We start from the raw sequence: 17264 nt of genomic DNA on the forward strand, positions 1-17264 counted from the left end.
ATAAATGCATGCGAATTAGAGCGCAGTCACGAGCTCGTGTATTGATTGAGTTCTCTCGGTCAAGTTAGCTTTGTCCGACCAAACCATATTTTCTAACCATCCCTCGTAATTGGTGATAGCTCAAGCCAAGTAGCTCGGCTGCTTGTCGTTGATTAAACTTGGCTTCTTCCAATGCACGATTGAGTAAATGGATATCTTGTTCCTCTTGCCATTGTTTATAGTCTAGAGGGAATTGGATGGTGTTGCTTGATGCTTCCTCTTCTTGTTGTTCTGCTTGTTTTGCACTATGGCCAAGCGCGCTGTGCCAAACCGTTTCAAAGGGATTGAAAACCAGTTCATCAATTGGGTGAGCATTCAGACCATGTTGGTAAATCGCACGTTCAATCACGTTTTTTAGTTCGCGGACGTTACCGGGCCATTCATATTCAATAAGCGACTGCTGCGCTTTTGGGGTAAAACCGACAAAGTATTCCAGTTGCAGTTCACGACACATTTTCATCGCGTAGTGCTCTGCTAAAGAGAGAATGTCTTCTTTGCGCTCGCGAAGAGGCGGCAACATAATGACATCGAAGGCTAGCCTGTCGAGCAGATCTGCACGAAAATCACCTTGCTCTGCCAATTTTGGTAGGTCGGCATTGGTTGCACAAACAAGTCGAACATCCGCATTGAGAGCGGTATGACCGCCAACTCGCTCATATTCACCATATTCAATGACACGTAATAGCTTTTCTTGAACTAAAAGTGGTGCGGTTGCCAGTTCGTCAAGAAACAAAGTACCGCCCTCGGCACGCTCGAAACGCCCTTTATGTTTACCTTTAGAGCCCGTGAAGGAGCCGGATTCATGTCCAAACAATTCGGAATCTATTAGCCCTTCGCTTAATGTCGCACAGTTGAGTGATAGTAGTGGTTTATCCCAACGTCTTGATAAATAATGCAAACGCTGAGCGATGAGTTCTTTACCCGTACCTCGTTCACCAATGATGAGGACAGGGCGCTCAATGGGTGCAAGTTGTGATACTTTATCTAGTACAGCGAGAAAAGCAGGTGATTCACCAATCAGGTTTTGCTTCATAAAGTCCTTCTTATTTAACAGCCGAGCCATGATTTAGAGATAGAGTTGGTAAATTTCACCAACAGTTGGTGAAAAACATCATAGCACAATAGTGTGTAACGACAACAAAATGAATAACAATCTGATTTAAAAGAAAATTATAAGTTGGCACGTTACTTGTTATATATTCAGGGAGACACAAGGTTAATCACCACCTTGTCGAGTTTTAATAGGAAAAAAGAGGAGTTCCGTTATGGGTATTTTTTCTCGATTTGCAGATATCGTTAACTCAAACATCAGTGCATTACTGGACAAGGCGGAAGATCCTGAAAAAATGATCCGTCTTATCATTCAAGAAATGGAAGACACACTTGTTGAAGTGCGTACTAACTCGGCTAAAGCGATTGCAGACAAGAAAGAGTTGGCTCGTAAGGTTGAAACGTTAGAAGAGCAAATTGGCGAATGGGGCCAAAAAGCGAGCTTAGCATTAGTTAAAGAGCGTGAAGATCTAGCTCGTGCAGCGTTAATTGAAAAGCAAAAGCTAGAGCAAGTGATTAAGGGCCTCCACACTGAGCAAACCTTAGTGGAAGAAACGATCGATAAGCTTACTGGCGAGATTGGTAAGTTGGAAAGCAAAATTGCTGAAACGCGCGCAAAACAGCAAGCACTAGCAATTCGTAACCAAACTGCATCTAACCGTCGTGATGTGCAAAAACACCTGCACACTAGCCGTACTAATGAAGCGATGGCGAAATTTGAGCAGTACTCACGTAAAGTGGATGAAATGGAAGCGGAAGCAGACCTGTATGCTCAAACTGGTAATGCTAAATCGCTAGAACAAGAGTTTGCAGAGTTGCAGGCACAAGACGAAATTGAAAAAGAGTTGGCAAAACTGAAAGAACAGATGTCATCGAAAGATAAATAAGAAAGGAGCCATTTATGTCGGCATTTTTTATAGCAGGACCAGTGATTGTCTTTTTAATCTTTGTCGCTCCACTATGGCTCTTCTTACACTATCGCAGCAAACGCAAAACAGATAGTGCACTGTCGAGCCAAGATTTAGAGCGCCTTCAGGTACTATCTGAAAAAGCGGAAGCGATGCAGTCCCGAGTTGATACATTGGAGCGCATCTTGGATGCTGAGTCACCAACATGGAGACGAAAGTATGAATAATCGAGAACTGTATCGTGATCCAGTAAATGGCAAAATCTCCGGTGTTTGCGCCGGAATTGCCAACTACTTTGGTGCAGAAGTTTGGTTGATTCGTATTGTAGTGATTTCTGCAGCGCTGTTAGGTGGTACGTTTTTGGTATTGTTAGCGTACATCGCGATGGCGTTTATGTTAGAAAAGCAACCAGTAACGTATTCTGAAAATATCAGAGCTCAGCAAGAGCATACGCTCAAAAGTAAGCCTTGGCAGAAAGGGCAAAGCCCTGATCAACTGCTCAGTGTGTTGGAAAGGGATTTTGACCGTCTTGATGGCAAAATTCGTAACATGGAAGCTTATGTTACGTCTGATACATATAGGGTGAACAGAGAATTCAGTAAGCTCTAGGCATTTTGTATCCAAAGAAGATTTAACTGAAGCAGGCATAAAGCCTGCTTTTTTATCACAAATTACTAATTTTAAAGCACTATTAATCTTTTCTGCTCTGGAAGTTCGTTCAAAATTCATCTACTTTAAAAATAATCCCCCAATTTTTATGGATGAATGTAATGAGAAAATTGCTCATTCCTATTGCCATCTCGGCTGTCTTGTCGGGGTGCGGTAAAGAACTTCCTCCTGTTCCTGAACCTGAATCGCGCCCTGCGAAGCTATTTACAGTATCTGTTGGCAATGCCCAGTTTGAGCGACATTTTCCTGCCACGACGGAAGCTGGCGATAGAGCAGTACTGACATTTCGAGTTCCTGGGCTTCTTCAAACGATAGAAGTGAATGAAGGTCAAGTCGTTAGTAAAGGTGATGTTTTGGCGTCATTAAACCCAGATGAATATTCTCTGCTCGAACAGCAAGCTCGGGCAAATTTTTTGCTCGCAGATGTGCAATACAAGCGATACCAAAAGCTACGTAAAGACCAAGTAGTATCTGAGCAAGATTTTGATGAGGCAAAAGCGAATCACAACTCGGCAAAAGCTCAATGGAATCAAGCAAAGGCAAACTTAAGGTATACCAAACTTGTCGCGCCATATGATGGCACCATTTCGTACATTCCAGCAGAAAACCATGAATATGTTGCCGCGAAAGAAGGGGTGATGAATATTCAGTCCAACCAACTCCTCAAAGTGATATTCCAAATCCCAGACTATCTTCTAAATCGTTACACGCAGGGGAGCGATGTCTCTGCCAGAATGATATTTGATGCGTTCCCCGAGCGAGCCTTTGATTTAACCTTTCAGGAAATCGATACAGAAGCCGATCCTAAAACGGGCAGTTACAAAGTCACGATGGTCATGGAACGGCCAGCAGAAATAGGCCTTTTGCCGGGAATGTCTGGCAATGCTTACCTCCTGTCCAAAAGTGCAGGAGCGACAAAGATTCCTAACTCTGCGCTGCTAGTAGAGAACGGCAAAACATACGTTTGGCGTGTCGATGAGCAAGGCATTGTGTCCAAAGCCGCAATTGAGATGAATGACAAAAATCAAGTGTTAGCTGGGCTTAACGATGGCGACCAAATCATTATCTCGGGTGTCAGTGTAATTGAACCCGGAATTAAGGTAAGAGCGTGGATTAAGGAAAGAGGGTTGTAATATGAAAGGAATCATCTCTCTAGCGACTTTACTTTCAACGCTTTTTCTCGTTGGCTGTGGGGATAAGGCGCCAGAAAAAGAGCTCGAAACGCCACGAGTTAGAGTTACGTCATTAGCGGGAAACAAGGTGGACGACAACTTGTACTTCCCTGCGGTTGCGAATGCAGCGGATCGCTCTCATTTGAGCTTCAGAGTGGCAGGAGAAGTCAGCCGCATCATGGTAAAAGAGGGCGACAAAGTCACGAAGGGTGATGTTATTGCAACGCTAGATCCCACTGACTATGAGTTGGATGTAGATAATGCGAGTGCGCGTTTTTCTGTTGTCGACAGTCAGTATCGCCGCTCACGCCCTTTGGTTGATAAAGGCCTATTAGCTAAGTCTCAGTTTGATGAAATTGCAGCACAACGACAAATCGCCTTAGCTGAGCTTCAGTTAGCCAAACTTCGTCTATCATTTACTGCCTTAAAAGCGCCCGTGGATGGGATTATTTCGCGAGTTAATATCGACCAATTCGAAAATGTTCAAGTCGGACAGCATATCGTTAATATTCACAGCTTGGAGCGAGTCGAAGTGTTGATTCAGCTTCCTGACCGCCTCTATGTGAACCAACCGCCAACGGAAGAAAGGCTTACCGCGATCAAAGCATTAGTGCGCGTGCCCAGTGGTAACGAATATAACGCGACGGTAAAAGAATTTACAACCGAACCCGACCCAACAACAGGTACGTTTACTGTCACACTGTCGCTTCCTATGCCGGAAGAAGAGTACATCCTAGATGGTATGGCTGTTGAGGTAACTTCTAAAGACGAGAATGTTGGGCTTGATCTCAACCTAGGAATTAATGTTCCTATCGAAGCCATTTTTAATGCGGATGGTGACGAGCTGGGGCGCGAAAACAAATTTGTTTGGGTACTGAATGACGACAATACGGTATCGCGCAAACAGGTGCGAGCAGGTAAGGCATCTAAAACGTCCATTCAAATCCTTGATGGTCTCATGCTCAAAGACAAAGTCGTGATTGCCGGTGTTTCTCGATTAAGGGATGGCATGAAAGTGGAAGTGATACAGGAAATGGCTACGCAGGAGGCCGGTCTATGAGCGATCTTAATAAATCAGTGCCTCAAAGTGATGATGATGTGACCGGTATTGCTGCGTACTTCATCCGAAATCGCGTCATCAGTTGGATGGTCGCACTGATATTTTTGATTGGTGGTATCGCCGCATTCTTTGGTTTAGGGCGTCTTGAGGACCCTGCTTTTACTATTAAAGATGCGATGGTAGTGACCTCTTACCCTGGTGCGACACCGCAACAAGTCGAAGAAGAAGTGACGTACCCAATCGAAAAAGCGATTCAGCAGCTTACTTATGTTGATGAAGTAAATTCGATTTCTAGCCGGGGATTATCTCAAATCACGGTCACGATGAAGAACAATTATGGCCCTGATGATCTACCACAAATTTGGGATGAGTTGCGCCGTAAAGTGAACGACCTTAAAGGGACGTTGCCTCCAGGTGTGAATGAACCTCAAGTGATCGATGATTTTGGTGATGTTTACGGGATTTTGTTAGCGGTGACTGGCGACGGTTATAGCTATAAAGAGCTACTGGATTACGTCGATTACTTACGCCGAGAGCTCGAACTGGTTGATGGCGTGAGTAAAGTTTCGGTATCCGGGCAACAGCAAGAGCAAGTTTTCATCGAAGTATCGATGAAAAAGCTGAGCAGTATAGGTCTTGCTCCGGATACCGTGTTTAATCTTCTTTCGACGCAAAACGTGGTTTCTGACGCAGGGGCGATCAGAATTGGTGACGAGTACATCAGAATTCAGCCGACTGGCGAGTTCCAGAGTGTGGAGGAGCTGGGTGATTTGTTGATTACTGAGTCGGGCGCTCAGGGGCTCATTTTCTTGAAAGATGTGGCGGAAATAAAACGCGGGTATGTAGAAGTACCGAGTAATGTTATTAATTTTAACGGCAGCCTTGCACTGAACGTGGGTGTTTCTTTTGCTGAAGGCGTCAATGTGGTTGAAGTCGGAAAAGCGTTTGATCATCGCCTTGCCGAGCTAAAGTACCAACAACCTGTCGGTATCGAAATCTCGGAAATTTACAGTCAGCCTAAAGAGGTGGATAAATCGGTTAGCGGTTTTGTTGTCAGCTTGGCTCAAGCTGTCGGTATCGTCATTATCGTACTTCTGTTCTTTATGGGGCTACGTTCTGGGCTACTAATCGGTTTAATCTTGCTGCTGACGGTGCTGGGTACGTTCATTTTCATGAAGTATCTCGCGATAGATTTGCAGCGGATTTCATTAGGTGCCTTGGTTATCGCGTTAGGTATGCTGGTGGACAATGCAATCGTCGTGGTTGAGGGGATTTTGATTGGTACGCAAAAAGGGCGAACTCGACTCCAAGCAGCGACCGACATTGTTACCCAAACAAAGTGGCCATTACTTGGGGCAACTGTGATTGCGGTAACTGCATTTGCGCCAATTGGACTGTCTGAAGACTCGACGGGCGAATACTGTGGCACTTTATTTACGGTTCTGCTGATCTCTTTAATGTTGAGCTGGTTTACCGCTATCTCGTTGACACCATTCTTTGCTGACATCTTCTTTAAAGGCCAGAAGATTAAACAAGGTGAAGGGGAAGAAAATGATCCATATAACGGGGTTATTTTCGTTATTTATAAAAAGTTTCTTCAGTTTTGTATGCGTCGTGCTTGGTTTACCGTTGTGGTGCTGATTGCGGGATTAGCGGCAAGTGTTTACGGGTTCACCTTTGTGAAGCAAGCGTTTTTCCCATCTTCGACAACGCCGATTTTTCAGTTAGATGTATGGATGCCAGAAGGAACTGATATTCGAGCAACCAACACAACGCTTAAAGAGTTAGAAAGTTGGTTAGCTAAGCAAGAGCATGTTGACCATATCACGACGACCGCGGGTAAAGGCTTACAGCGCTTCATGTTAACGTACGCGCCAGAGAAAAGTTATGCGGCTTATGGTGAGATAACCACTCGTATGGAAAATTACGAAGCGTTGAAACCATTAATGGCGAAGTTTCGAGAGTATTTAAAAGCCAACTACCCAGAAATCAATTACAAGCTCAAACAGATTGAGTTAGGCCCTGGTGGTGGTGCAAAAATTGAAGCTCGCATTATTGGCTCAGATCCAACCGTCCTTCGTACGATAGCCGCTCAGGTCAAGGACATCATGTACGCCGACCCTCAGGCAACAAATATCAGGCATGATTGGCGTGAACGAACCCAAGTTCTTGAACCTCAGTTTAACGAGAGTCAGGCACGTCGCTATGGCATTACCAAATCAGATGTCGATGACTTCTTGTCCATGTCATTCTCTGGAATGACGATAGGCCTTTACCGAGACGGCACGACGCTCATGCCTATCGTGGCTCGTTTACCTGAAGATGAACGTATTGATATTCGTAACATTGAAGGCATGAAAATATGGAGTCCAGCACAGAGTGAGTTTATCCCACTTCAACAAGTCACAATGGGTTACGACATGCGTTGGGAGGATCCTATCATCGTACGTAAGAACCGTAAGCGTATGCTCACTGTGATGGCAGACCCTGATATTCTAGGTGAAGAAACCGCATCGACATTGCAAAAACGCTTACAGCCCCAAATCGAAGCGATTCAATTACCACCAGGTTATTCCTTAGAGTGGGGTGGTGAATACGAATCTTCAGGTGATGCTCAAGAGTCACTGTTTACTACTATGCCAATGGGGTACTTGTTCATGTTCTTGATCACTGTATTCCTATTTAACTCTATCAAAGAGCCACTCATTGTTTGGCTTACCGTACCGCTGGCGTTAATTGGCGTCACCACTGGTTTGTTGGCACTCAACACGCCGTTTGGTTTTATGGCATTGCTCGGCTTCTTAAGCTTATCGGGAATGGTGCTCAAAAATGGCATCGTATTACTGGACCAAATTGAAATTGAAATGAAGTCCGGTAAAGAGGCTTATGACGCGGTCGTTGATGCTGCGGTAAGTCGCGTCCGTCCCGTTTGTATGGCTGCTATCACGACGATCCTTGGTATGATCCCACTGTTGCCAGATATTTTCTTCAAACCAATGGCGGTTACGATTATGTTTGGTTTGGGTTTTGCGACAGTCCTGACACTGATTGTCGTGCCAGTGTTGTATCGTTTGTTCCATAAAGTGGCAGTACCGAAACAGGCTTAGTGCTACTGATATAACGATGAAAAATATCGCGCCTCTAGCTCATCAGTTAGAGGCGCTTTTTAAGGAAGAATAATGACAGAACAAAAAACGTGTGCGTGGGCGATGAATCACCCATTAGAGCGCGAATATCATGATTCCGAATGGGGCGTGCCAGTATATGACGACCAAGTCCTGTTTGAATTTATTACTTTGGAAGGTGCGCAAGCTGGTCTTAGTTGGATCACCATCCTTAAAAAGCGCGAAGGTTACAGAGAAGCGTTCGAGAATTACGATCTAGATGCGTTGGAACAAAGAAATGAAGAACGCGCTGAATACATCGTGGAAAACTTCGATGTTGTAAGGCATCGCGGAAAGATTAACTCGGTTTTCAGTAATGCCAAAGCGGCCAAAGCGTTAATTGCTGAATACGGAAGTTTATCAGACGCGTTGTGGCAGTTCGTGGACGGCGAACCAATCATTAATCAATGGCAACATATGAGTGACGTGCCAGTTTCGACAGAGCAATCCAAAGCCATGAGTAAATTCCTAAAAAAGAAAGGCTTCAAGTTTGTCGGTGAAACCATCTGTTATGCTTTCATGCAAGCCGTCGGCATGGTGGATGACCATATCGTTGGATGTCCTAAAAAGCAGAATAAGTAACGTTTGGCTATTAAGCTAATGTTGTTAGTTCTGGCTATCATGAATACGTTCCAAAGCTTCGATTCGACGCCATTGAGTGGCATCGAAGCTTTGTTTTCTTAAAGCAATGATTTCTGCCTGTTTTTCGTCTTGCCCTAGAAAATCTCTATTCAGAATATTTTGACGCTGCTTTAAGTAAGTGGCGAGTTGAGTCTCAAATGATTCTCTTTGCTCATCAAGTTTTTGCAGCCTCTGCGCTCCGGCATCTCCTACCAGAGCAACACGGGCGATGTACATGTCTTGTGAATCAAGCTGAGAAGCTTGCTCGAGCTGCTTTGCTAATGCGTTATTGCGTTCACTTTCTCGTATGTAATCCGGTTGTTCTGATAACGCTTGATTGAGAAGGTGTTCTTGACTCTCGATATCCGATGCCTGTGTTTTAATCGTCAGCTTTTCTAAAGCAAGTTGGCGAAGTCGGTTTTCTTCGTCAAACAATTGGGTTATCTGCGCCTCGCTAAAGTATTGAAGCTGTAAGTTCAGTATTGCTTCATTCAGCATGGTTAACTGTTCAAGCGTTAGGTGATTGTGCTCAAAAGGCTCTAATGCAGAGAGTGCTTGCTTGTAGGAAAGGTAGGTTTGAAAAAGTTTGGCATCAATATTCAGAGTTTGCTTTGCTAAAGTGTCATCATTGACTTCCGCTTTGATCGTATCGAGATCTTCTTCGCCCAGCCGGCTAAGAGAATATTCGAAGAAATCTTTTGGGGAAGAGACATCGGCGGCTATATCTTGCTGAGATGGCGAATGGTTAGAGGTTATCTCTTGTTGTTTGTCGCTTTGCAACAGAGAAAGCGCTCCCACGCCAAATATCGAGAGCAGGATAAAAGTGGTGAGAGCGACTTTCTTCATTGTGATGACCTCTTATAAACCTTGAAGTTTGAGACGATTTGCATGTTGGCGATAAAGCGTGACTGGATCGGTTTCAAAAAGATGATGAATACCGAGTAGACCGTTAATTTCATCCAAATGGTTCATTTGATAATCATCACGTATGACTTTGCCTAAATGTGTGCTGCACGCACCAACTAAGCCATCATTCGGCCCATCAAAGGCTAAGCCAAGTACCATCATGGCAGCGTCAGTCGGATCGAAAACGTTTGTAAAAGTGGATGATCCGGTCCATGAGTAGTAATAAACGCCATTTGAAGCTAGCAAGTCGCCATTACCACATTCACTGGTAGGGACTCCCTCTGGGTAGTGCTGGTTAAACGCCAATGATCCTTCCGTGGTCAAGGCTGCTAATGAGGCTAAAGGGTCTTGGTCGAGATCAGAACCACCTGATAGAAGATTAATAAGAGTGGTTAAACCTTGCGCCAGTTTTACCGCGAGCTGCTCACTCCCCGAACCCTCAGATACGGTGCCACGAACTAAATCGGCTACTTTAGACCCTTTATTAACGCCTCCTATACTCGTAACTGATGCGACTAGGTCAGGACGGACAGAGGCAACATAGCGCGTTGTTGGACCACCATGACTGTGACCAATGAGATTGACTTTCTCTGCGCCTGTAGCTGCAAGTAAGGTTTCTACTTGAGCAAGCAGTTGCTCCCCTCGAACTTCGCTGCTATTGGTCGCGGATACCTGTGCAACATAAACTTTAGCACCATCTTTTGTTAAGGAATGTGGTATTCCGAAAAAGTAATCAACGCCTGCCAGGGTATCAAAACCAAACAAACCGTGAACCAGAACAATCGGATACTTGGTTTGGGTATAACCTGTTGCAGCGTATACGGAGGTTATTGGGACGGTAACTAAGGTAAAAAGCATTAGCGCTATAAATTTGAGTTTCAAAACTATCTCCTTGTGGTATGACCTCTTATGAATGATAAAAAGTAAGAGAGAAACTCTAAATTTGAAAAGCCTATTTATGGCACATTATTTCATTCTGTGACTGCTCAATTGAAAAACAACACAAATGATTAACATTAATTAATGGTTCGGGCGAATGTTAGTTAATTCTAATTAAGTCAGAGGGTTATAAAAACGCCCCGCAATGCAGGGCGATTCAATCATTGTTATAGGGAGGCTTCTTTTTCAAGCATTAAGGCATTATAACGCGCAAAACCAGCCTCTAAATCAGCGATCAAGTCATTTACGTCTTCTAAGCCAATATGAATACGAACCAAAGTACCTTCAAAGTGTGGGTGAGCTACGGTTCTCAGGCTGTTAAAGCTCTTAGGTTCGTTAGCTAGAATGAGGCTTTCATAACCGCCCCAAGAGTAACCCATACTGAAGTGTTTCATACCATCAAGCAGAGCCGTCGTCGCTTTTGGATAAGACGTTTTGAGAACAAATGAAAACAAGCCGTTTCCACCTGTGAAGTCTCGTTTGAAAAACTCATGGCCAGGGCTTGTTTCTAAAGCTGGATGGCGGACATGATCAACTTCTGGGCGAGAAGCGAGCCACTGAGCGACTTTTAAACTACTTTCTGCGTGCTGTCTTAGGCGAACATCCAACGTGCGAATACCTCGAAGACCTAGGTATGCGTCGTCAGGAGAAACGCACTGACCCATCAGGTAGCTTTGTTCACGAAGCTGATCCCAATACTTTTCAGAAGCCACAGCAGTACCTAGCATGACATCTGAATGTCCAACAATATACTTAGTTGCCGCTTGAATGGAAATGTCTACGCCATGCTCGAAAGGAGAGAAGTTCACGCCTGCTCCCCATGTGTTGTCAAGCATCACGATGATATCTTGCTCGTGGGCAATGCGCGCTAATGTAGGTACATCTTGGACTTCCATGGTTATTGAACCAGGAGACTCCAAGAAAAGGACTTTGGTATTCGGCTGAATCAAGTCTCGGATACCTTCACCGATCATTGGGTCATAATAGGTGGTTTCGATGCCCATTTTCTTCATTATGGTGTTACAAAAGTCACGAGTTGGTTCGTAACAAGTGTCCACCATTAGAATGTGATCGCCAGTTTCAACGAAAGAGAGGATGGCGTTTGAAATTGCTGCCGTTCCACAAGGGTAAAGCGCGCAACCAGCTCCACCTTCAATCTCAACCATTGCGTCTTGGAAAGCAAAGTGCGTGTTGGTGCCTCGGCGACCATAAAACAACGTTTTGTTTGCACGATTAATGGTGGCTTGGTTCTTTTCTGCAACGGTATTGAATACCACAGTTGAAGCGCGTTGAACGGGTGGGTTTACAACACCATTTGTCCACTTTTTATCGCGGCCAGCGGTAATGAGTTTGGTTTTTTTTCCCTCTGACATAAAAGTTCCCTGTCTTAAATATTGCGGTTTTGAATATTTAAAACATGGACGACGTAGGTTATGCAAGGGAAAAGTCGACTATCAGCCAATAACAGCCAAGATGAACAGGTAATGATGTCGAGAGGTATCGTGTAGATAGGGAGCTAAAAGAACAAACCTCCAGCAGGATGCATGTAGCGCTGGAGGTTTTTTAGTCGGTGTATTTGAGGTATTAGAGGAGTGGGTTGAAGAGATAGAACACTCGCTCTAAGAACCGAGAAAATAGGCTCCTTTTCTCCCACTCTTCCAATACAACAGTGTGAGATTGCTTAATATAGCTATCTTGTAACCAAGACATTTGCTTGGTGAACTCTTCGTCATCAACGGCGAGGGTCACTTCGAAGTTCAGCCACAAGCTGCGCATATCCATGTTTACGGTGCCAACTAAACAGAATTGGTCGTCAATTACGACAGATTTTGTATGCAGCAAACCACCATAAAACTCATAAATCTTGACCCCTGCACTCAAGAGCTCACTATAAAAAGCGCGTGACGCCCATTGCACCATCATAGAGTCATTTTTATGGGGAATAATGAGTTCAACGTCAATGCCTCGTTGTGCTGTCATCTTTAACGTTTCGAGTAAATCAGCATTGGGCACGAAATATGGTGTTGTGATTCGTACCGAGCGATTGGCTTGGTTTATTGCCAATGTTAATACTTGATAGATCAGATATTCCGGCATACCTGGGCCAGAAGGCACAACCTGAATAGGGTGTTGGAATTCACTCTCATCGATTTTACATTCAGGTAGTCTCGGTAAATGGCGTTCGCCAGTTTCGACTTCCCAATCCCAACAGTGGATGGCACTCAATACGTTTACCGTTGGTCCCGTAATGCGAACCATGATATCCACCCAATGCCCAACGCCACTATTTTGCTTGAAGTAAGCCGGGTCAACCAAGTTCATTGAACCGGTATAAGCAATTTCATCATCAATTACGATGATCTTGCGATGCTGGCGAAGATCAAGACGACGTAAGAAAATACGCCACATCTTCACTTCTAACGCTTGAATAACTTCAATTCCAGCATCCTGCATCATTCGATACCAAGGACTTCTGAAAAAACGCGGGCTACCTGCTGAATCGAGCAATAGCTTGACATCTACGCCGCGTTTAGCCGCTCGGATAAGTGCAGAAGCGACAGAGTCAGCCAAACCACCTGGATGCCAAATGTAGAATACCATTCGAATACTGCTCTGCGCGTTTTCGATGTCTTCAATAATGGAATGCAAAATCTCATTAGGTGACTGTTGCAGCGACAATGTATTACCGCTCAATGCGGGAAGACCAAGGCGGTTGTTACATAGTTCATCAATTCGGTAGATGTGCCTTCCCATCGTTTCTGGGTTGTGCGCGTTACAGTCGTTAAGCTGACTGAACCACTTCTCGAATGGTGTAAACATCTCTTTCGCACGTTCGGCTCGCTTTCTGCCTAAGTTCAGTTCACCGAAGAGGAAATAACATGCGACACCCAGAACGGGAAGGATATAAATGATCATTAGCCAAGCTAAAGACACGCTCACTGCACGGCGCTTTAAAACGACACGAATGGTCACACCTGCGACCAGTAACCAATATAGCCCGATGCCAGCTAAAGTAAGAAAGTGATAAAACTTGTCCATATACGCTCAGAGTAATATGCCCTTCTAGGATATTAAGCATAAAAGTGGGTTGGGGGAATAGATTTCCCATTTAGACGTGGGATTGACCTTATATGAGGAACGAATTTCATAACAGCTGATTCTGTTATTTTAATGTGAAAAATAAGGTCATTCTTTAACTTTTGAACAAAAAAGCAGCATTTAACCTGCGTAACTCGACACTTGTGCGATAAATGTACTTTTTTGGGGTTCCAATTTTAAAGGGGAGCTGCTTTACTTTCTAGACATAGTGCGTCGAACGCTTATTTTATAAGTGTACAATAATTTTTACATAAACTTTTTAGACGCCTATCTCTATGCATACACAACAAACTAATTTTGGAGAAAAAGCGTGGCTACAACTAATACAGCAGCACCACGTGATACGTGGGGGTCTAAACTAGGCTTCGTAATGGCAGCAGCGGGTTCCGCTGTCGGTTTAGGCAATATATGGAAATTCCCTTACACAGCAGGTGAGAGTGGCGGCGGTGCATTCGTTGCTATCTATCTTATCTTTGTAATTTTTATCGGCTTTAGCGTGATGCTGACAGAGTTCGCTATTGGTCGTAAGACAGGTCTTTCTGCCGTGGGTGCATTCAAAACAACTGACCGACGCTGGACGTTCACTGGCGTTATGGGAGTCTTCAGTGGTCTTTTGATCATGGGCTTCTACCCTGTGGTTGGTGGTTGGGCATTGGCCTACATCTTTAAAGTGGGTGGTGGTCTACTCAGCGCGCCAGAAGCAATTGGCGACAGTTTTGGCGGTTTCATCTCAGATCCGCTTCAACCTTTGATGTGGATGGGTGTTTACCTGTTTCTTAACGTCATGATCGTGATGAAAGGGATTTCGGGTGGTATTGAGAAAGCCGGTAAGGTTCTGATGCCGCTTCTGTTCTTAATCCTAATCGTTGTTTCTGTTAAGGGCTTAATGCTGCCAGGTGCAATGGCTGGCCTTGAGTTCTTATTCATGCCGGACTTTTCTAAAGTCGACAGCAACGTGGTTCTTGCTGCACTAGGACAGGCGTTCTTCTCACTTAGCTTAGGTATGGGTTGTATGATGACGTACGGTTCTTACCTGAAGAAGAAAGAGAACCTAGTTCAAACAACCGGTATGGTTACTGCGATGGATACAGGTGTAGCGATTCTTGCTGGTGTTGCTATGTTCCCAGCTATGTTTGCCTTTGGCATGGAGCCTGCGGCAGGCCCTGGTCTTGTATTCGTTGTCGTTCCTCAACTATTTGCTGAAATGGGCGGTGTGATTGGGTTGCTATTCGCGTTGCTATTTTTCATCGGCTTGACGGTGGCGGCATTAACTTCTTCAGTATCACTATTGGAAGTTGTCGTGTCTTACCTAATCGATGAGAAAGGCATGAAGCGCTCTAACGCGGTTCTGTCTGCAAGTGCAGTTATGGCGGCATTATGTATTTTTGCGTCACTATCGTTAGGTGGAATGGGGCCAACGCTGTTTGGTACAGGTGCCTTTGATATCTTCGACTTGCTAACGGACAAAATCTTCCTAGCGGTTGGTGGTATGTTGGTTTGTATCTTTGCTGGATGGCGCCTAAGCCGTGCTGAGCTAGAAAAAGAGATCACTAATGACGGCGAAGTATCCTTCCCGCTATTTGGATTGTGGTACAACCTAGTTAAATACCTGATTCCTGTTGCGATTGCTATTGTTGCCTTCATGGGGATTAAGTCTGGCTTTGATAGTGGCAAAGGTGAAATCATGCTGCTGGGTATCGCAATCATTGGTCTTGCTGGCATTTTCTCGAAGAAGCTTTAGCAAATACCTTGGGGGCAAGCCTCGATAGCTTTGTCCGATAACTTATGTATACTGCTGGCTCCAAACGTGGAGCCAGTTTTTTATGTTCGATATTCTACATACCCATCCCGATTTTCTGATCATCAATAAGCATCCCAACGTCTCTGTTCATAAAGACGATGGCGACACAATGCTGCTGCAAGAAGTGGCTAAGCAGAGTGGTGATCAGCAGCTCTATCTTATCCATCGCTTGGATAAAATGACATCGGGTATTCTGCTCCTCGGACGCAACGCCAAAGCGGCCAGTACGTTATCGCAAGCTTTTGCTGACCGCCAAGTGGAAAAGTTCTATCTGGCGATTGGCTCTAAAAAGCCGAAAAAGAAACAAGGTTTGGTCGTTGGTGATATGGAGCGTTCGCGCCGTTCATCATGGAAGCTGGTCAACAGCAAAAATAACCCAGCCGTCACCCAGTTTTTCTCTCTTGCGGCAGAGCCCGGAGAGCGCCTATTTTTATGTAAGCCACACACTGGTAAAACGCATCAAATCCGCGTGGCATTAAAATCGGTTGGCTCAGGTATTGTTGGCGACCCGATTTACAATGCAGGCAATGAGGCTGATCGCGGTTACCTGCATGCACTTTCACTTTGCTTCCAATACCGAGATGAGCAATATCGCTTTGTTTGCGACCCACGAGAATACCAAGTGCTGGGTAACAAATGGCACAGTGAAATCGTCTCTCAGGGTTTGGATACTTGGCTTTCCCCTTGGGAACTGAACTGGCCTACGATCAAATAACCGTCACAAAGAAAACTAATAAGAGAACTCGATGCAAGCATCACAACTTCCGCTGTTTTTTCAGCATCTAGAAACCGAGCTCGCGCAAGCTCCGAACGAAATTCGTCGACTGTTTCATGGTCGTGGCCGTCGTTTTGAGGGCTTAGAGCAAATCACCTGTGATTGGTTACAAGGTCAGTTGATCATCAACTTGTTTAAAGAAGTCGATGACGTGTTTCTCGCTGAGCTGAAAAGCGGCCTCAATGCGTTGGCACTATCACCACTGTGGGCAGACAAGCAAGGTCGTACTATGGTTCTTCAGCACCGTTATGCCGATGGTGCGCCTTCAGAAGTGCTTGTCGGTGAATTAGACGCTCGCCCTGTCGTTGAAGAAAGCGGCTTGAAATACCAATTGGATATTGGCCGCAACCAAAACTTCGGTCTGTTTTTGGACATGCGCTACGGTCGTGATTGGATACGCGAAAATGCGAAGCATAAAAACGTGCTTAACTTGTTTGCTTACACGTGTGGCTTTTCTGTCGCTGCCATTGCGGGGGGCGCAGATAAAGTGGTTAACGTCGATATGGCGAAAGCATCGCTGTCTAAAGGTCGTGAGAACCACAAGCTAAATGGTCATAACATCAACCAGGTAAGCTTTATGGGGCACGATATCTTTAAATCGTGGGGTAAGATTAAAAAATCTGGTCAGTATGATTTGATCATTATCGATCCGCCTTCATTCCAGAAAGGCAGCTTTGCGCTTACGAAAGACTACAAAAAGATTCTACGTCGATTGCCGGATTTGTTGGCAGAAGGCGGTCAAGTGATGGCATGTGTGAACTCACCATCTGTGACAAGCGACTTCTTGATTGAAAGCATGAAAGAAGAAGCGCCAGAGTTGACATTCCGTGAGCGTCTGGATAACCCACCAGAGTTTATGGACGTAGACAGCGAAGCAGCATTGAAAGTGTTGCTGTTTAGCGAGAAGCAATGACGACGAAACGAAAGTTGTACCTATCTATAATACCAGCCGTTTGAGTACGGCTGGCATTTCCACGATACCCCGTTAATCTGAATAGCGAGACGCAAGTGTGATTCAGAGTCTATTATCAGAGTGAGTTATTCCTAACACGCTGATATTA

The 17264-nt window shown here is 44.8% G+C and carries 15 protein-coding genes; 10 read left to right on the top strand and 5 right to left on the bottom strand.

Translation table 11 applies throughout. The annotated features are described in order from the left end of the window. Positions 1–64 precede the first annotated feature (64 nt). Entirely contained in the window at positions 65–1072 is a 1008-nt protein-coding gene (pspF, locus tag R8N28_RS06120) for a phage shock protein operon transcriptional activator (RefSeq protein WP_017820869.1), read from the bottom strand. Positions 1073–1304: 232 nt separating this feature from the next. On the opposite strand from pspF, the gene pspA reads away from it, so the two are divergent. The 7 genes from pspA (at position 1305) to R8N28_RS06155 (ending at position 8644) form a co-directional block, all read left to right on the top strand. Then, positions 1305–1976: a phage shock protein PspA gene (pspA, locus tag R8N28_RS06125; RefSeq protein ID WP_005378119.1), complete on the top strand. Its 672-nt coding sequence runs from the start codon at positions 1305–1307 to the stop codon at positions 1974–1976. 14 nt (positions 1977–1990) lie between these two features. Next, positions 1991–2224: an envelope stress response membrane protein PspB gene (gene pspB / locus R8N28_RS06130; RefSeq protein ID WP_005378117.1), complete on the top strand. Its 234-nt coding sequence runs from the start codon at positions 1991–1993 to the stop codon at positions 2222–2224. Further along, positions 2217–2606, top strand: coding sequence for an envelope stress response membrane protein PspC (pspC, locus tag R8N28_RS06135; RefSeq protein WP_025766867.1), 390 nt, complete (start codon positions 2217–2219; stop codon positions 2604–2606). Before pspB ends, pspC begins: the two co-directional genes overlap by 8 nt. Positions 2607–2767: 161 nt before the next feature. Beyond that, complete coding sequence (locus tag R8N28_RS06140; protein WP_054577943.1) at positions 2768–3799, top strand: efflux RND transporter periplasmic adaptor subunit; 1032 nt, start codon at positions 2768–2770, stop codon at positions 3797–3799. A 1-nt stretch (position 3800) separates the two neighbouring features. Continuing rightward, a complete protein-coding gene (locus R8N28_RS06145; RefSeq protein ID WP_005378112.1) occupies positions 3801–4898 on the top strand; it encodes an efflux RND transporter periplasmic adaptor subunit in 1098 nt (365 codons plus the stop codon). Continuing rightward, positions 4895–8005: an efflux RND transporter permease subunit VmeI gene (gene vmeI / locus R8N28_RS06150; protein WP_017634672.1), complete on the top strand. Its 3111-nt coding sequence runs from the start codon at positions 4895–4897 to the stop codon at positions 8003–8005. The genes R8N28_RS06145 and vmeI overlap by 4 nt, the downstream gene beginning before the upstream one ends. A 72-nt stretch (positions 8006–8077) precedes the next feature. After that, positions 8078–8644, top strand: coding sequence for a DNA-3-methyladenine glycosylase I (locus R8N28_RS06155; protein ID WP_017634671.1), 567 nt, complete (start codon positions 8078–8080; stop codon positions 8642–8644). 24 nt (positions 8645–8668) lie between these two features. On the opposite strand, the gene R8N28_RS06160 is transcribed toward R8N28_RS06155, so the two are convergent. From R8N28_RS06160 to cls, 4 genes are all read right to left on the bottom strand, one after another. After that, the gene (locus R8N28_RS06160) at positions 8669–9529 is read right to left on the bottom strand and encodes a lipase secretion chaperone (protein WP_065274378.1); all 861 of its coding nucleotides are present in this window, start codon (positions 9527–9529) and stop codon (positions 8669–8671) included. A 12-nt stretch (positions 9530–9541) separates the two neighbouring features. Next, positions 9542–10447: an esterase/lipase family protein gene (locus tag R8N28_RS06165; RefSeq protein ID WP_005378107.1), complete on the bottom strand. Its 906-nt coding sequence runs from the start codon at positions 10445–10447 to the stop codon at positions 9542–9544. A gap of 248 nt (positions 10448–10695) precedes the next feature. Then, complete coding sequence (locus R8N28_RS06170) at positions 10696–11901, bottom strand: cystathionine beta-lyase (RefSeq protein WP_042522027.1); 1206 nt, start codon at positions 11899–11901, stop codon at positions 10696–10698. 211 nt (positions 11902–12112) lie between these two features. After that, entirely contained in the window at positions 12113–13567 is a 1455-nt protein-coding gene (gene cls, locus R8N28_RS06175; protein ID WP_053303198.1) for a cardiolipin synthase, read from the bottom strand. 430 nt (positions 13568–13997) lie between these two features. On the opposite strand from cls, the gene R8N28_RS06180 reads away from it, so the two are divergent. The 3 genes from R8N28_RS06180 (at position 13998) to R8N28_RS06190 (ending at position 17116) form a co-directional block, all read left to right on the top strand. Then, entirely contained in the window at positions 13998–15368 is a 1371-nt protein-coding gene (locus R8N28_RS06180) for a sodium-dependent transporter (protein WP_318183339.1), read from the top strand. 82 nt (positions 15369–15450) lie between these two features. Beyond that, a complete protein-coding gene (locus R8N28_RS06185) occupies positions 15451–16143 on the top strand; it encodes a TIGR01621 family pseudouridine synthase (RefSeq protein WP_065274379.1) in 693 nt (230 codons plus the stop codon). Positions 16144–16174: 31 nt separating this feature from the next. Further along, on the top strand, positions 16175–17116 hold the full coding sequence (locus R8N28_RS06190) for a class I SAM-dependent methyltransferase (protein WP_065274380.1): 942 nt from the start codon (positions 16175–16177) through the stop codon (positions 17114–17116). Positions 17117–17264: the final 148 nt, after the last annotated feature.

The sequence above is a fragment of the Vibrio sp. Vb1554 genome (assembly GCF_033344235.1).

Excerpts from the sequence above, each read along its gene's own strand:
- pspF (WP_017820869.1), bottom strand. The coding sequence starts at position 1,072 with ATGAAGCAAAACCTGATTGGTGAATCACCTGCTTTTCTCGCTGTACTA.
- pspA (WP_005378119.1), top strand. The coding sequence starts at position 1,305 with ATGGGTATTTTTTCTCGATTTGCAGATATCGTTAACTCAAACATCAGT.
- pspB (WP_005378117.1), top strand. The coding sequence starts at position 1,991 with ATGTCGGCATTTTTTATAGCAGGACCAGTGATTGTCTTTTTAATCTTT.
- pspC (WP_025766867.1), top strand. The coding sequence starts at position 2,217 with ATGAATAATCGAGAACTGTATCGTGATCCAGTAAATGGCAAAATCTCC.
- R8N28_RS06140 (WP_054577943.1), top strand. The coding sequence starts at position 2,768 with ATGAGAAAATTGCTCATTCCTATTGCCATCTCGGCTGTCTTGTCGGGG.
- R8N28_RS06145 (WP_005378112.1), top strand. The coding sequence starts at position 3,801 with ATGAAAGGAATCATCTCTCTAGCGACTTTACTTTCAACGCTTTTTCTC.
- vmeI (WP_017634672.1), top strand. The coding sequence starts at position 4,895 with ATGAGCGATCTTAATAAATCAGTGCCTCAAAGTGATGATGATGTGACC.
- R8N28_RS06155 (WP_017634671.1), top strand. The coding sequence starts at position 8,078 with ATGACAGAACAAAAAACGTGTGCGTGGGCGATGAATCACCCATTAGAG.
- R8N28_RS06160 (WP_065274378.1), bottom strand. The coding sequence starts at position 9,529 with ATGAAGAAAGTCGCTCTCACCACTTTTATCCTGCTCTCGATATTTGGC.
- R8N28_RS06165 (WP_005378107.1), bottom strand. The coding sequence starts at position 10,447 with ATGCTTTTTACCTTAGTTACCGTCCCAATAACCTCCGTATACGCTGCA.
- R8N28_RS06170 (WP_042522027.1), bottom strand. The coding sequence starts at position 11,901 with ATGTCAGAGGGAAAAAAAACCAAACTCATTACCGCTGGCCGCGATAAA.
- cls (WP_053303198.1), bottom strand. The coding sequence starts at position 13,567 with ATGGACAAGTTTTATCACTTTCTTACTTTAGCTGGCATCGGGCTATAT.
- R8N28_RS06180 (WP_318183339.1), top strand. The coding sequence starts at position 13,998 with ATGGCAGCAGCGGGTTCCGCTGTCGGTTTAGGCAATATATGGAAATTC.
- R8N28_RS06185 (WP_065274379.1), top strand. The coding sequence starts at position 15,451 with ATGTTCGATATTCTACATACCCATCCCGATTTTCTGATCATCAATAAG.
- R8N28_RS06190 (WP_065274380.1), top strand. The coding sequence starts at position 16,175 with ATGCAAGCATCACAACTTCCGCTGTTTTTTCAGCATCTAGAAACCGAG.